Here is a 15,409-nt window from a genome sequence, read left to right as displayed (position 1 = left end):
CACGCGCAAGCGTTGGAATTACCATGTCTGCCTGGCTATTGCCCGAGTCTGTTGCTGATGTATTGCCATCCGAGGCCCGTCGCATCGAAGAGTTGCGGAGAATGTTGCTGGACCGTTTCCGGGTGTACGGATACGAGTTGGTCATGCCGCCCATGCTGGAGTACACCACTTCGCTACTGGCCAAAGCCGATGCCTCGCTGGACCTGCAAACCTTCAAGTTGCTGGACCAGGCCAGTGGCCGAATGCTCGGCCTGCGTGCAGACACCACGCCACAGGTTGCCCGCATTGACGCGCATATCTTGAACCGAAAGGGCGTGACCCGCCTGTGCTACTGCGGGCCTGTGTTGCACACCCAAGCCCTGGGTTTGCACACCACCCGCGAGCCGCTTCAGTGTGGTGCCGAGCTGTACGGCTGCGGTGGTGTTGAGGCCGATCTGGAAATGTTGAACCTGGCGGTGGACACGCTGAACTTGTCAGGCCTGAAGAACTATCGGCTGGCGCTGTCTCATGCTGGCCTCCTGGCCGCGGTGCTGGAAGGCGAGGACCTGTGCGAGACCACCGTGCGGCAGGTGCACCACGCCTTGGCCCAAAAAGACCAACCTGGCCTGAAAGCCTTGTTGTCAAACGCATCGTCAGTTGCTCAAGGGGCGGTGCTGGCCCTGTTGAACCTCTATGGTGCGGTGGGCGGCGCCCATTGTGTGCTCAAGCGCGCCAAGTCGATACTGCCAGCCAAGCCTGGTGTGCAACGTATTCTGGACGACATGTTGGTGTTGGTCGACCGTTTGTCCGAGACCGTGAGCGCCATGCCCACCGTGTTGGCAGATTTGGCGGACCTGGCCAACTTCGATTACCACAGTGGGCTGCTGTTTTCTGCCTACGTGGAAGCTTGTCCCAATGCGGTGTTGCGCGGTGGGCGTTACGACGACGTCGGTGCGGTGTTTGGGCGAGCCCGGCCAGCAACAGGTTTCTCTGTCGATTTGCGGGAACTGGTGGCCCTGCAGCGCGCACAGGTGCAACCCAAAAAGGCCATTCGGGCGCCGTGGATGTATGACACTGCGCTGATGGCGGTCATTCGCCAGTTGCGCAGCCAGGGCGAGGTGGTGTTGCAGTCACTACCTGGCGCTGCACCCGAGGAAGAAGAATTTGTGTGTGACCGGCAGTTGGTGCGGGTCAACCAGACGTGGACAGTCGCACCCATGGGTGCAAGTCAGGAGAAAGTGCAATGAGTTTTCGCAATGTGGTGGTGATCGGTACCCAATGGGGTGACGAGGGCAAGGGCAAAGTCGTCGACTGGATGACTGACCATGCCCAAGGTGTGGTGCGCTTCCAAGGCGGCCACAATGCAGGTCATACACTGGTGATTGGTGGCAAGAAAACCGTGCTGCGTCTCATTCCCTCTGGCATCCTTCGCCCAGATGTTCAGGTGTACATTGGCAATGGTGTGGTGTTGTCGCCCGAAGCGTTGCTCTCGGAAATTGATGAGCTGCAGGCCGGTGGCATTGCGGTGGAAAACCGTTTGAAAATCAGCGAAGCCTGTCCCTTGATTTTGGACCACCATGTGGCGCTGGACAAAGCCCGTGAAGCCAAACGTGGCGAGAGCAAAATCGGCACCACAGGCCGTGGCATCGGCCCCGCCTATGAAGACAAGGTGGCTCGCCGTGCGTTGCGTGTTCAGGATTTGTTTAATCCTGAAAAATTCATGACCAAACTGGTTGAGGTGCTGGACTACCACAACTTTGTACTCACGCAGTACCTTGGCGCAGAGCCTGTGAGTGCGCAAGCCGTGTTTGACAAAGCCATGGCTTTGGCACCCCGCATCAAAAACATGGTAGCCGATGTGCCCAGCCTGTTGCAGAAGGCAAATGACGAAGGCCAGAACCTGCTGTTTGAAGGTGCGCAAGGCGCGTTGTTGGACATTGACCACGGTACATTCCCGTATGTAACCAGTTCCAACTGTGTTGCAGGTGCAGCTTCCCCCGGCGCCGGTGTGGGTCCGCAGCGCCTGCAGTACGTGCTGGGCATTACCAAAGCGTATGCCACCCGCGTTGGCTCAGGTCCATTTCCGACGGAGTTGTTCTGCGACACCGGCATGTACCTGGCCAAAAAGGGCAATGAATTTGGGTCGGTGACGGGTCGCCCCCGCCGTTGCGGCTGGTTCGATGCGGCAGCACTGCGCCGGACTATTCAATTGAATGGTGTGAGCGGTTTGTGCATTACCAAGCTGGATGTATTGGATGGCTTGGAAACCATCAAGCTGGGCGTGGGTTACGAGTTGGCTGATGGCACACGCACAGACATTCTTCCCTTTGGTAGCGACAAAGTGGAAGGCTGCAAGCCGATTTTCGAAGAGTTCAAGGGTTGGACTGGAACCACGTTTGGCGTAAAAACCTACGAGGACTTGCCAGCAGAGGCGAAAGCTTATCTCAAGCGCATGCAAGAGGTGTGCGGTGTGCCGGTGGACATGATCTCGACCGGTCCGGACCGCGATGAAACCATTGTTCTTCGCCACCCCTTTAAGGTTTAATGGATGGTGCGCCCAAGCCGATTGGCTGGGCGCGAACAGTCCGCTGAAGGTGCACGTGTGATTGTTCAATCCGCGTGCATTTTTTATTTCAATGATCGAATTTGATGAGCAAGCTGTACGTTGATTACGCGCAATACCATCAACTGATTGACCAGGTGATTGCGAAGGTTCAAGACGATGGGTTCAAACCCGATTGGGTATTGGGTGTGTCGCGTGGTGGGCTGTTTCTGGCCGATGGCTTGTCACGTGCACTGCGGTGCCCCATGGCGGTCATTGCTGCGTCCTCTTACGGTGCTGGTGAGGCCGGCGAGGGGACGGTGCAGGGGGTGTTGCAGGTATCGGCTTCTGTGGCCTGTGTGGGGCATTTGGCTGGGCGCGTGCTGTTGGTGGATGATTTGGCGGATTCGGGCCACACCCTGGAGGCACTGGTACACCACGTGCAAGCCCATTACCCGGCAATCCATGCGTTAAAAACAGCAGTGGTTTGGGTGAAGCCCCACTCAGTGTTCAAGCCCGACTTTGCAGCGCACTGGATGACCGACGATGCATGGATTGTTCAGCCGTTCGAAGTGCGTGATTTCCAGAGCCGGGATTCAAAATGATTCGGGGGGAGGTGATTTTGTGCTGTACACTGCACGCAGTTGATGAACAACATTGCTGTTGTTGCTTGGTGCCCAGGAGAGGACTCGAACCTCCACAGTGTTACCACCACTAGGACCTGAACCTAGCGCGTCTACCAATTCCGCCACCTGGGCAACAGGTGATGAGCGGTGAATTTTAATGAATTAAAAACTTTTGTCAATGCATAAATACGAAATAAAAATCCCAAGTCGTGAAGACATCCTCGCCGTGTTGCGGCAAAGCCCCAATCCCTTGACGCGTGAACAGGTGTATGAACACCTGAAACTCACAGAGAATCAGATACCTGTGATTGAAAAACGCCTGACCGCCATGGAGCGTGATGGTCAACTGATGCCCAATAGAAAAGGCCTTCTATTGTTGTCAACCAAGCTGGATTTCGTGGCTGGCAAAGTTCTTGGCCATCGCGATGGCTTCGGTTTCCTGAACCGGGATGACCGCGGCCCTGATATTTTTCTTAGCCCGCGAGAGATGCAAAAAGTGTTGCATGGCGACCGCGTGTTGGTGCGAATTACGGGGACTGACCACCGCGGCAAGCCCGAGGGCACCATTGTGGAAGTCACCGAGCGACGCACCAACAAGCTGGTCGGTCGGTTGGTGTCCGAACGCGGCATTTTGATTGTGGTGCCCGAGGACCAGCGCATCAAGCACGACATTCTGGTCAGCACCAAGGATGTGGGGCAGGCCATTCCTGGCCAAGTGGTGACCGTGGAAATTGTTGAGCAACCCACGCGCCACTCTCAGCCCATCGGCCGTGTGGTCGAAGTGCTGGGCGACCTGGATGACCCCGGCATGGAAATCGAAATTGCCGTGCGCAAGTTTGATGTGCCTTATGAGTTTGACCACCTCACCATCAACCAGGCTGAGAGCCTGCCCGATGTGGTTGAACACAAGGATTTGAAAGGCCGTGTTGATTTGCGCGATGTGCCGTTTGTGACCATTGACGGTGAAGATGCACGCGACTTTGACGATGCGGTGTATTGCACCCCGTCGGACAGTGTGAAGGGCGGTTGGCGTTTGTTGGTGGCCATTGCCGACGTAAGCCATTATGTGGAACCTGGCACGCCCATCGACAACGAAGCCGTGAAGCGCGGCACCTCGGTGTATTTTCCGCGTCGGGTCATCCCCATGCTGCCCGAGAAATTGTCCAACGGCTTGTGTTCGCTCAATCCCCAGGTGGACCGCCTGGTGCTGGTCTGCGACATGATCATTGGCCCCAAGGGTGCACTGAAGGCCTATCAGTTTTATAACGGGGTGATTCACTCGGCTGCTCGCCTAACCTACACGCAGGTGTGGGATGCCTTGAGCGACCCGCAAAGCCTGACGGCAAAATCATTGAACGGTTTATTGGGCGACATCGACAACCTCTACACACTGTACAAGGTGCTGTTTGAAAGCCGGCAAAAACGCGGGGCCATGGAAATCGAAACCGTGGAAACCCAGGTGATGCTGGATGCCGAGGGCAAGATCGACAAAATTGTGCCCAAGCGCCGAAATGATGCACACAAGCTGATTGAAGAATGCATGTTGGCTGCCAACGTGTGTGCAGCGGATTTTCTGGAGCGCAGCAAGCACCCAGCCTTGTACCGGGTGCATGAAGGGCCCACAGTGGAGAAGTTGCAAAACCTGCGTTCATTTCTGCGATCGGTGAGCCTCACGCTGGATGGCGGCGATGACCCCAGCAGCATGGACTACGCCACGCTGATGAAAAAGGTGATTGGTCGCCCGGACCAGGAGCTTTTACAAAGCATGATTTTGCGCAGCATGCAGCAGGCTATTTACACCCCGCACAACAGTGGGCACTTTGGCTTGGCTTACGATGCCTATGCGCACTTCACCTCGCCCATTCGCCGTTATCCGGATCTGATGGTGCACCGTGCCATCAAGGCGTTGCTGGCCGGCAAACGCTATGTGCCCATGCCGCTGGACGAGCGCGAGTTTGAGGATTTCAACCCGAAACGCAAAGTGGACAAGGCCGAGGAAATGGCCCGCTGGGATCAGTGCGGCACTTGGTTCTCATCGACCGAGCGCCGTGCGGATGAAGCCTCGCGCGATGTGATGTCGTGGTTGAAATGTTTCTTCATGAAAGAGCGTGTTGGTGACACCTTCCTGGGCAATGTCACCGGCGTGACCTCGTTCGGTTTGTTTATTACGCTGAATGCCCTGTATGTGGAAGGTTTGGTGCACGTGAGTGAACTGGGCAATGAGTACTTCCAGTACAACGACAGCCTGCACGAATTGCGCGGCGAGCGAAGTGGCATTCGCTACCGGTTGACCGACCCCATCCACGTCCAGGTATCCCGGGTGGATCTGGACGCACGTCGAATTGAGTTCCGGCTGGTCCAGGGCGTGAAGTTTGAATCCCTGTTCAAAGAGCCGACAACCAAACCGTCTGGTAAAACCCAGAAAGGTGGGCGTCGCAACAACACCGAGGCCCTGGCAACGGCGGTCGAGGAGGGGGGGCGAAAAGCCCCGGTTTTGCCACCCGAGGTCGACAAATCCGGTGGTGCATCCCGTGGCAGTAACAAAAAGCGGGCCGCCACGGAAAGCCGCAGTCGGACTGCTGCCGAAAAAAAACGCAAGGAAGAAATCCAGAAAGCCAAGCGCACAGCCCAAGCCAAGCCGGCTTCCGGGTCTAAAATGCGGTCAGGCCGAAAAAAATAAGCAGACGGTGTGCACGCTCGCATGGGCGTGCGCACCTGCTGTAAACCGGCATTCCCAATTCAATCCTGATTCCGGAGTATCCCGTGGCCATTTTGTATGGTTTTCATGCAGTGCTTGCGCGCCTGAAGACAGCGCCGTCCAGTGTGGATGAGGTGCTGTACGAGCAGTCCCGCAAAGACAAGCGCATGCAGCAGTTGATCGATAAAGTGAAAGCCAATGGGGTAAAGGCCACCGGTGTGGATGCTGAACGCTTGGAAAAAGCTGCAGGGCACCGCCAGCACCAAGGCGTGGTGGCGTTTGCCAAAGAAATCACCAAGAGCAATGACCTGTTCGAGATTATTGAGCGAAACGGCAAAAACACCCTGCTGTTGGTGCTCGATGGGGTTACCGACCCACACAACCTCGGTGCCTGCCTGCGCAGTGCTGATGCAGCCGGGGTGCAGGCGGTGGTGATACCCAAAGACAAAAGCGTGGGCATTACCCCTGTGGTGTCGAAGGTGGCTTGCGGCGCGGCTGAAACGCTGCCAGTCATCATGGTGACCAACTTGGCGCGAACGCTGGAAGAGATTCAGGACGCCGGCGTGTGGTGCATTGGTGCGGCGGGCGAGGCCGATGGCACACTGTACGATGTGGACCTGAAGGGCCCTGTGGCCTGGGTGATGGGTGCAGAGGGTGATGGCCTTCGCCGACTGACCCGAGACAAATGCGATCAGTTGATCCAGATCCCGATGGTGGGCAGTGTGGAAAGCCTGAACGTGTCGGTGGCCAGCTCGGTGTGCCTGTTTGAAACCCTTCGGCAGCGACAGTTTGCCCGATGATTTTGCCCGATGATTTTGCCCGATGATTTTGCCCGATCAGTCAGCAGCGCTGACGGAATACACCTCAACCAATATTGACTGATGTACACCGTATGGAACAAATGACCTTGGATGCCACCCCGCCCGGCGGGGAAGATGCAGACACCATCACACTGGGCCTGTATGCCGAGCGGGCCTATCTGGATTACGCGGTGTCGGTGGTGAAAGGCCGTGCCTTGCCCGAATGCGCGGATGGACAGAAGCCTGTCCAACGTCGCATTTTGTATGCCATGAATGAAATGGGCTTGGGCGGCAACGCCAAGCCCGTGAAGTCGGCCCGTGTGGTGGGTGATGTGCTGGGTAAATACCACCCGCATGGCGACCAGGCTGCCTATGAGGCACTGGTCCGCATGGCGCAAAACTTCACGCTGCGATACCCATTGATTGACGGGCAGGGCAATTTCGGCAGTCGCGATGGCGATGGTGCTGCGGCCATGCGATACACCGAGGCCCGTCTAACCCCGATTGCCAAGTTGCTGCTCGACGAAGTGGACATGGGTACGGTGGACTTTGTGCCCAACTACGACGGCAGCTTTCAAGAGCCTAAACTGCTGCCGGCCCGTTTACCGTTTGTATTGCTCAATGGTGCCTCTGGCATTGCGGTGGGCATGGCCACCGACATTCCGCCGCACAACCTGCGCGAAGTTGCACAGGCCACAGTGCACTTGATCAAGCACCCCAATGCCAGCCTGGACACCTTGATGGACCTGTTGCCAGCGCCGGATTTCCCCGGTGGTGCGCAAATCATTTCCAGCCCGGCCGTGATGCGGGAAATTTATGAGGGTGGCCGGGGTTCCATCAAGGTGCGTGCACGTTGGACCATTGAAGAGATGGCCCGTGGCCAGTGGCAACTGGTGGTCAACCAATTGCCGCCCAACACCAGCTCCGCCAAGGTGCTGGAAGAAATTGAAGAACTCACCAACCCCAAGGTGAAAACCGGCAAAAAGAGCCTGAGCACCGAGCAGCAAAACCTGAAGGCGCAAGTCTTGTCCGTGCTGGACGCGGTTCGGGACGAGTCGGGCAAGGAGCACGCAGTCCGGCTGGTGTTTGAGCCCAAAAGCCGCAATGTGTCGGTCGATGAGTTTGCCAATTTGCTGCTGACCCACACCAGCCTTGAAACCAACGTGTCGATTAACCTGGTGAGCATCGACAATGCAGGGCGACCCGGCCAGCGGGGTTTGGTCGCCATGCTGCTGGACTGGATTGAATTTCGCAAAGCGTGTGTAACACGCCGCAGCCAGCACCGCCTGGCTCAGGTGAATGACCGCATCCACGTGCTGGAAGGCCGACTCATTGCCTGGCTGAATATTGATGAAGTGATCAAGGTCATTCGTGAAAGCGACGAACCCAAACCCGCGCTGATTGAAGCGTTCAAGTTGAGTGAGCGCCAAGCCGAAGACATTCTGGAAATTCGGCTGCGCCAGTTGGCACGTCTTGAAAAAATCAAGATCGAGCAAGAACTGGAGAAGCTGGCCGAGGAAAAAGCCGACCTGGAAGGGTTGTTGGCCGATGAAGGCAAATTGAAGAGCCGCATCATCCAGGAAATTCGCAAAGATGCAGACACTTACGGCGATGACCGCCGCACCCTGATTGAGGAAGCGGCCAAGGCCAGCATCGACCTCAAGGTGCCCGAAGAACCCACCACCGTGATTGTGTCGCAAAAGTTTTGGATACGGAACCGGCAAGGCCATGGGCATGATGCCGCGCAGTTCAGTTTTAAAACCGGGGATGCGCTGTACGGTGCATTTGAATGCAAAACCACCGACAACAGTTATTGGTTCGGCGGCGGTGCAGCCAGTGGAAAGGTGTTTTCCGTGCCGGTGGCCACATGGCCCGGTGGTCGCGGTGACGGCATTCCAGCCCCCAGTGTGGTGGAGCTCAATGGCGGTACCTTGGTGCATGCCTTTGCAGCGCCTGCCGAGCAGGCTGTGATGCTGGCGGGAACCGGTGCTTATGGTTTTGTGTGCAAGGCTGCCAACCTCGATAGCCGGGTCAAGGCCGGCAAGCAGTTTATTAGCCTCAATGCGGGTGAACGTCTGCTGCCGCCGGTTTTGCTCAGCGCAACCGACGATCGCGTGGCAGTACTGGCCGAGTCGGGCCGATTCCACGTGTTCATGCTGGAGGAGATAAAGCAACTCGCCGGTGGTGGCCGGGGTGTGCAACTGCTGCCCCTGGACGATGGCGATACCTTGTTGGCTTGCGTGGCCTTCGGGCCTGATGACAGTTTGCTGGTGCGTGGTACCGGGCGGGGTGGCAAGGAACGGGAGGAAATCCTGAAGCCTTTATTGCTAAATGAGCGGTTGGGCAAGCGCGGGCGAAAAGGTCGCGAACTGGACATCAAGTTCAAGGCGGAAAACCTGACCAAGGTGGTCTGACACCCTCTTGAAAAATTCGCACCCATCCCCACCTCCTGCGGTATTCCAAGGAAAACCGCCAATTTCAGGAGAACGCGATGGGTGCGATGAAAGAAACCATGGGTTTTCAGACAGAAGTGAAGCAGCTTCTGCATCTGATGATTCACTCTCTCTATTCCAACAAAGAAATTTTCCTGCGCGAACTGGTGTCCAACGCCTCGGATGCCTGCGACAAATTGCGCTTTGAAGCCATCAACAATGCGGGACTGTTTGAAGACGACAGCGAGTTGAAGATTCGCGTGAGCTTCGACAAAGACGCCCGCACCATCACGATTGAAGACAATGGCATCGGCTTGAGCCGCCAAGACGCCATCGACCACCTGGGCACCATTGCCAAGTCGGGTACCAAAGAGTTTTTCAGCAAACTGAGTGGTGACCAGCAAAAGGATGCAGCACTCATCGGCCAGTTTGGTGTGGGTTTTTACTCCGCGTTCATTGTGGCTGACAAGGTCACCGTGCGTTCTCGCAAAGCGGGTTTGCCTGCCGCCGAGGGCATTGAATGGGAATCCAAAGGCGATGGTGAATTTTCGGTTGAAAACATTGAGAAAGCGGGGCGCGGTACACAAATTACCCTACACCTGAAGGCCGATGAAGACGAATTGCTGTCGTCCTGGAAATTGCGATCCATTCTGACCAAATATTCCGACCACATTTCCCTGCCCATCCAAATGGTCAAAGAGGAGTGGGACGAAAAAGAGAGCCAGATGAAGCCCACGGGTGAATGGGAAGCGGTGAACAAGGCCAATGCCCTGTGGGCCCGTTCCAAGAGCGACATTTCGGAAGAGCAGTACAACGAGTTTTACAAGTCCATCAGCTTTGACTTTGCTGACCCGTTGGCCTACACCCACAACCGGGTGGAGGGTGGTCGTTCCGAGTACACCTCACTGCTGTATGTGCCAGCCAAGGCCCCTTACGACTTGTGGGACCGCAATCAGCAGAAAGGCATCAAGCTGTATGTGAAGCGCGTGTTCATCATGGACGATGCCGAGCAATTGATGCCACCGTACCTGCGGTTTGTGAAAGGCGTGATTGATTCTGCCGACCTGCCACTGAATGTGTCTCGCGAGATTCTGCAAGAAAGCCGCGATGTAAAGGCCATTCGCGAGGGTTCTGTGAAGAAGGTGCTGGGCTTGCTGGAAGATTTGGCCAGCAATCAGCCTGAAAAATATGCCACGTTCTGGACTGAGTTTGGTCAGGTGTTGAAAGAGGGCATGGGCGATGACCCCGCCAACAAGGACCGCATTGCCAAGCTGTTGCGTTTTGCGTCAACCCACAATGACAGTGATGCGCAAACCGTGTCGCTGGCCGATTATGTTGGCCGCATGAAAGAAGGGCAGGACAAGATTTATTACGTGACTGCCGACACCTACACCGCCGCGCGCTACAGCCCGCATCTGGAAGTGTTCAAGAAGAAGGGTGTTGAGGTGTTGTTGCTGTCGGACCGTGTGGACGAGTGGATGCTGTCTTACCTGCAGGCCTTTGACGGGAAAGATTTGCAGAGCTGCGCCAAGGGTGGCTTGGACTTGGGTGCGTTGGAGGACGAGAAGGACAAGGAAACCAAGGAGAAGGTGGAAGGCGAGTTCAAGGACGTGATCAAACGCGTTGAGGAATTGCTGAAGGACCGCATCAAGGAAGCCCGTGTGACCTTGCGCCTGACCGACAGCCCGGCCTGCATTGTGGCCGATGAAATGGGCATGAGCGAGCATTTGAAGCGCATGCTGAAACAGGCTGGCCAGAAAGCCCCCGACAGCAAGCCGATTTTGGAATTGAACCCGGAGCACCCCTTCATCCAGCGCCTCAAGATCGAGAAAGATCACTTTGATGAATGGGTGAATGTATTGCTGGACCAGGCGGTGCTGGCCGAAGGTGGCACACTGGAAGACCCAGCCGGCTTTGTGCGGCGACTCAACATGTTGCTGCTGACGGTGAAAGCCTGATCAAAACCCCGCTTCGTGCGGGGTTTTTTATTGCAGGGTTTGTCCAGCTGGGCGTGGAAGCACGCCGGCGTAACGCGTGCTCAGGGCATTGGCCATCATGACACTGTGTGAAAATACACGCTCAATGCAGCTCAGTTGGAACGGTTCTGTCAGTTGCTCCTGCCAGCGCAATTCCAGCTGATCATTGCTGGTGTTGGCCCACAAAACAACGGGCAGTCTGGTTTTTTCCATCAACCGATTGAATTGGCGAATCTCTTCGCGCAAATGGAAGCGATCAGGAAGATCAGACAGCGTCAGCAACTGATGAATGCAGGTTAATTCAAGCGTGTCGGAGCGCGTCCATTGAAATTCCGCCCATGCTCCGTGGTGCGTAGAGGGCACCGCCACCTTGTCTCCATACAAACGCTTGCCCCCACCCGCCGCGATGTCGGTATTGGCATCGGGTTCATAGGGATTGCGCTGCTGATTCACCCAGCCAGCCAGGGTTTTGATCAGTGCGTGTGAATTCAGGCCAATGCTCATGGAATCAGTCCAGTTGAGGTTCAACCCCTAGGTTGCATTTCCACACAGATCAGTTCCCCCGATTGGCACGGCCAATAAAAAAGCCACCGCATGGGTGGCTTTGTTAGAGCGATGTTGAATCAGGAGGCTGAAGCAATTTGCCCGTTGACCACCTTCACCCGGTCGCCCACTTGCCAGCTGCTGTTGTTTTCTCGGAAGGTGCGTGTGGTGCCATCATCGAAGGTCACGACCACGTCATACACGGTGGATGAGCGACGGTCTTTTTCAATTTTGTTGCCCACATAAGCACCACCAGCAGCGCCAGCCACTGTCATGGCTGTTTGGCCGCGGCCGTTACCAAATTGCTTGCCCAGCAGAGCGCCGGCCACGCCGCCGGCAATTGCACCAAGGCCAGTTCCTTCACCTTCAACCTTGATGGCACGCACGTCAGACACGCGACCACAATCACGACAAACAGCAGCCACCTGTGCTGGCGTTGGGCTGGATTCATTGCTGGCGGCTGACGATGTGCTCCGGTGGGTTGTGCCCGTTTTATGCGATGTGGCTGGCTTGCTGCTGGCTTTGTCGGCCTCCGCTGTTTTTGCGGTTGTGTTGTTGTCAACGGCCGCCACATCCTCCGGCAAGGGGTTTTCAGCCTTGCTGCTGGGCAATAGTCCAGTCATGGAAGCGATGGCAATGCCACAAGTCAGAATGACCGCGGCGGCGGCAGTAATCATCAGGGGGTGTGTGCGTTTGACTTCCATTTTAATCTCCACGCGGAAGTGTGTGTGTGAGGCCAATAACGCGGGACCCCCCGTCTTGGTGTACAGGTTGACAGATTGGCTACTGGATTAGAACAAATGCTCTGCGTTTACTTGCTGAGGCTGCGCATGGCCTGCTCCAAGCCCTTCACCGTCAGCGGGTACATTTGGTGTTCCAGAATATTCTGAATGATTTCAATGCTGTGCCGGTATTGCCACAAACCTTCCGGTTCGGGGTTTAGCCACACAGCCTTCGGGAAGCGGTCCAGAAAACGCCGCAGCCACACTGCACCTGCCTCTTTGTTGTTGTACTCCACCGAGCCCCCGGGCTGCAGGATCTCGTAGGGGCTCATCGTTGCATCCCCAACAAATATTAGGCGGTAATCGCTGTTGTAGGTTCGTAAAATATCCCAGCTCTTGGTGCGTTCACTGTGTCGGCGGTGGTTTTTCTTCCAGAGAAAGTCGTACACACAATTGTGAAAGTAATAAAACTCCAGGTGCTTGAATTCACTTTTGGCGGCAGAGAACAATTCTTCGGTCCGGCGAATGTGGTCATCCATGGAACCACCCACATCCATCAACAGCAGTACCTTGACTGAATTGTGGCGCTCAGGCCGCATTTTGAGGTCGAGCCAACCGGCATTGCGGGCGGTGGATTCGATGGTGTTGTCCAGGTCCAATTCTTCCTCTGCACCTTCCCGTGCAAAGCGGCGAAGCCTGCGCAAGGCCATTTTGATGTTGCGCGTACCAATCTCAAGATTGTCGTCATAATCCTGATACAGGCGCTGGTCCCACACTTTCACGGCTTTGCGGTTTCGGCTTTCTTCCTGACCAATCCGGATACCTTCCGGGTTGTAGCCGTTGTTGCCGAACGGTGAAGTGCCGCCCGAACCGATCCATTTGTTGCCGCCCTCGTGCCGCTCTTTTTGTTCCTTGAGCAACTCTTTCAGGCGTTCCATCAATTTATCCAGCCCACCCATGGCCTCAATGGCCGCCATTTCCTCAGGTGTGAATTCACGGTTGAAGCGTTTTTCCAGCCAGTCTTTGGGCAATTGGGCGAACAAATCCATGTTCTTTTCCATGCCCTTGAAATAGTTGCCAAAGACCTGGTCGAAGCGATCAAAAAAACGTTCGTCCTTGACCAGCGTCAGTCGTGACAAATGATAAAAGTTGTCGAGACTCGGGGCCATGAACTGGGCTTTCATGCCTTCCAGCAAGGTGAGGTACTCCCTCACCGTCACCGGAATTTTTGCATCACGAAGCTGAAAGAAAAAATCAAGCAACACGGTTGAACATTCCTCGCGACATTCGCCGGTTATCGACCCTGGCGCGCCATGAAGACCAAGCGCTCGAAAAGCTCAATATCCTGCTCGTTTTTCAGCAAGGCACCATGAAGGGGCGGAATGGCGTCTTTGCCGTCTTTGGCTTGCAGCGCGCTGGCTGGAATGTCTTCGGCCAGCAACAGGCGCAGCCAATCAATCAATTCGGAGGTGGTGGGTTTTTTCTTCAAGCCGGGCAGGGCACGAATGCCAAAAAAGCTGGACAGTGCCGCATCCAGCAGTTCCTTTTTCAGGTTCTTGAAGTGCACATCCACAATGCTTTCCATGGTGGTTTTGTCTGGAAACTGGATGTAATGGAAGAAACAGCGCCGCAGGAACGCATCGGGCAGTTCCTTTTCATTGTTGGACGTGATGATGACAATGGGGCGGTGTTTGGCTTTGATCAATTCTCGGGTTTCGTAACAGTAAAACTCCATCCGGTCGATTTCCCGCAGCAGGTCGTTGGGAAACTCGATGTCGGCTTTGTCAATTTCATCGATCAGCAGCACCACCGGCTTGTCGGCCTCGAAAGCTTGCCACAGCACACCTTTCACGATGTAGTTTTTGATGTCCTTCACCCGTTCATCACCCAGCTGTGAATCGCGCAGGCGGCTTACCGCATCGTACTCATACAGGCCTTGCTGCGCCTTGGTGGTGGATTTGATGTGCCACTGCAGCAGTTCAAGGCCCAAGCCCGCCGCCACCTCTTCGGCCAACATGGTTTTGCCGGTACCGGGCTCACCCTTGATCAGCAGCGGGCGCTGCAGGGTGATGGCGGCATTCACCGCCAATTTCAAATCATCGGTGGCTACGTAGGTTTTGCTACCTTCAAATCGCATTTTTGCAATTCCTTGTAATACGTCAGGGAGTTTCTCTAAGTGTACGTGGGAATGTGGTTCAAATTGCACAGGAATTTGTCGAATAATCCATCCAAAACAGGGGTTTCGCGTTTGGCGCATAGACGGTCACCCCGTTCGATCGTAAAATGCCAGAGTTTGTCCAGTGCCAATGAGTCAAACCGGTGCTGGCCTCCATCGAATAACAACGACAGTGACGAGAGAGTGTGATGAAACGTATCGGTTTGATGAGTTCTGCAGCACGTGCCCTGGCCGCGGGTGGCCTGTTGGCTGTTTGTTTTGCTGCGCCCGCCCAGGCAGTGGAAGGCAATGCCAAAGCAGCTGAGTCCAAAAACTCCATGTGCATTGGTTGCCATGGCATTCCGGGCTACAAAGCCAGTTTCCCGACGGTGTACAGCGTGCCCTATATTGGCGGCCAAAACGCCAAATACATTGAGGCGGCCTTGCAGGGTTACAAGAAGGGCGATCGCAGCCACCCCACCATGCGCGGCATTGCTGAAACCCTAACCGACCAGGACATTGCCGATTTGGCAGCCTATTATTCCCAAGCCAAATAATCACTCGGACATCACAAGGATTTTCGCACCATGAAGCAGACATTCGCATTGGCGGCCGCCTTGTTGCTGGCCTCCGCATCTGTTCAGGCCGCTGACATTGCCGCTGGCAAAGCCAAGGCCGAGGCGCAATGTGCGGCATGCCATGCCGCAAACAACGATTGGAACAAGCCTGTTGATCCGTCGTACCCCAAGCTGGCTGGCCAACACAAGGATTACCTGGCGCATGCGCTGAAGGAGTACCAGAGTGGTGGCCGTAAAAATGCCATCATGGCCGGAATGGCTGCTGCCTTGAGCAGAGACGACATCGACAACTTGACCGCCTACTTCGCATCGCTCAATGGTGATTTGTACCTGCGAAAGTAAGCTGTATGTGGTTCCG

General features: G+C 55.7%; 13 protein-coding genes and 1 tRNA gene. 9 read left to right on the top strand and 5 right to left on the bottom strand.

Annotation, left to right across the window (positions count from 1 at the left end; translation table 11 throughout):
* Positions 1-23: 23 nt before the first annotated feature.
* The 3 genes from NQT62_RS07970 to NQT62_RS07960 all read left to right on the top strand — a co-directional run bounded on the left by NQT62_RS07970 (position 24) and on the right by NQT62_RS07960 (position 3,126).
* Positions 24-1,226, top strand: a complete 1,203-nt coding sequence (locus NQT62_RS07970; RefSeq protein WP_256764135.1) for an ATP phosphoribosyltransferase regulatory subunit — start codon at positions 24-26, stop codon at positions 1,224-1,226.
* Positions 1,223-2,524 (top strand): adenylosuccinate synthase, encoded by a 1,302-nt coding sequence (locus NQT62_RS07965; RefSeq protein ID WP_256764134.1) that lies wholly within the window; start codon positions 1,223-1,225, stop codon positions 2,522-2,524. The genes NQT62_RS07970 and NQT62_RS07965 overlap by 4 nt, the downstream gene beginning before the upstream one ends.
* 104 nt (positions 2,525-2,628) lie before the next feature.
* Positions 2,629-3,126 (top strand): phosphoribosyltransferase, encoded by a 498-nt coding sequence (locus NQT62_RS07960; RefSeq protein ID WP_256764133.1) that lies wholly within the window; start codon positions 2,629-2,631, stop codon positions 3,124-3,126.
* 66 nt (positions 3,127-3,192) lie between these two features.
* On the opposite strand, the gene NQT62_RS07955 is transcribed toward NQT62_RS07960, so the two are convergent.
* Positions 3,193-3,279, bottom strand: a tRNA-Leu gene (locus tag NQT62_RS07955).
* Positions 3,280-3,325: 46 nt separating this feature from the next.
* Here NQT62_RS07955 and rnr point away from each other — a divergent pair.
* The 4 genes from rnr (at position 3,326) to htpG (ending at position 11,035) form a co-directional block, all read left to right on the top strand.
* Positions 3,326-5,827 carry a ribonuclease R gene (rnr, locus tag NQT62_RS07950; RefSeq protein WP_256764132.1) on the top strand — a complete coding sequence of 834 codons (2,502 nt, stop codon included), beginning with the start codon at positions 3,326-3,328 and terminating at the stop codon, positions 5,825-5,827.
* Between the two features lie 83 nt (positions 5,828-5,910).
* Positions 5,911-6,645 carry a 23S rRNA (guanosine(2251)-2'-O)-methyltransferase RlmB gene (gene rlmB, locus NQT62_RS07945; protein WP_256764131.1) on the top strand — a complete coding sequence of 245 codons (735 nt, stop codon included), beginning with the start codon at positions 5,911-5,913 and terminating at the stop codon, positions 6,643-6,645.
* A gap of 92 nt (positions 6,646-6,737) precedes the next feature.
* Entirely contained in the window at positions 6,738-9,059 is a 2,322-nt protein-coding gene (gene parC / locus NQT62_RS07940; protein WP_256764130.1) for a DNA topoisomerase IV subunit A, read from the top strand.
* A 77-nt stretch (positions 9,060-9,136) separates the two neighbouring features.
* Positions 9,137-11,035 (top strand): molecular chaperone HtpG, encoded by a 1,899-nt coding sequence (gene htpG / locus NQT62_RS07935; protein ID WP_256764129.1) that lies wholly within the window; start codon positions 9,137-9,139, stop codon positions 11,033-11,035.
* A 27-nt stretch (positions 11,036-11,062) separates the two neighbouring features.
* On the opposite strand, the gene NQT62_RS07930 is transcribed toward htpG, so the two are convergent.
* The 4 genes from NQT62_RS07930 to NQT62_RS07915 all read right to left on the bottom strand — a co-directional run bounded on the left by NQT62_RS07930 (position 11,063) and on the right by NQT62_RS07915 (position 14,455).
* The gene (locus tag NQT62_RS07930) at positions 11,063-11,557 is read right to left on the bottom strand and encodes a hypothetical protein (protein WP_256764128.1); all 495 of its coding nucleotides are present in this window, start codon (positions 11,555-11,557) and stop codon (positions 11,063-11,065) included.
* A 119-nt stretch (positions 11,558-11,676) separates the two neighbouring features.
* Positions 11,677-12,300: a glycine zipper 2TM domain-containing protein gene (locus NQT62_RS07925; RefSeq protein ID WP_256764127.1), complete on the bottom strand. Its 624-nt coding sequence runs from the start codon at positions 12,298-12,300 to the stop codon at positions 11,677-11,679.
* A 107-nt stretch (positions 12,301-12,407) separates the two neighbouring features.
* The gene (locus NQT62_RS07920) at positions 12,408-13,583 is read right to left on the bottom strand and encodes a vWA domain-containing protein (RefSeq protein WP_256764126.1); all 1,176 of its coding nucleotides are present in this window, start codon (positions 13,581-13,583) and stop codon (positions 12,408-12,410) included.
* Positions 13,584-13,612: 29 nt separating this feature from the next.
* The gene (locus NQT62_RS07915) at positions 13,613-14,455 is read right to left on the bottom strand and encodes an AAA family ATPase (RefSeq protein ID WP_256764125.1); all 843 of its coding nucleotides are present in this window, start codon (positions 14,453-14,455) and stop codon (positions 13,613-13,615) included.
* Between the two features lie 245 nt (positions 14,456-14,700).
* Between NQT62_RS07915 and NQT62_RS07910 the strand changes: the two genes are divergently transcribed.
* Positions 14,701-15,030 (top strand): c-type cytochrome, encoded by a 330-nt coding sequence (locus NQT62_RS07910; protein ID WP_256764437.1) that lies wholly within the window; start codon positions 14,701-14,703, stop codon positions 15,028-15,030.
* A 30-nt stretch (positions 15,031-15,060) separates the two neighbouring features.
* A complete protein-coding gene (locus NQT62_RS07905; RefSeq protein ID WP_256764124.1) occupies positions 15,061-15,393 on the top strand; it encodes a c-type cytochrome in 333 nt (110 codons plus the stop codon).
* Positions 15,394-15,409: the final 16 nt, after the last annotated feature.

The sequence above is a fragment of the Limnobacter humi genome, assembly GCF_024518835.1.
Lineage (GTDB): Bacteria > Pseudomonadota > Gammaproteobacteria > Burkholderiales > Burkholderiaceae_B > Limnobacter > Limnobacter humi.
This window is presented reverse-complemented; position numbering and strand designations above follow the sequence as displayed.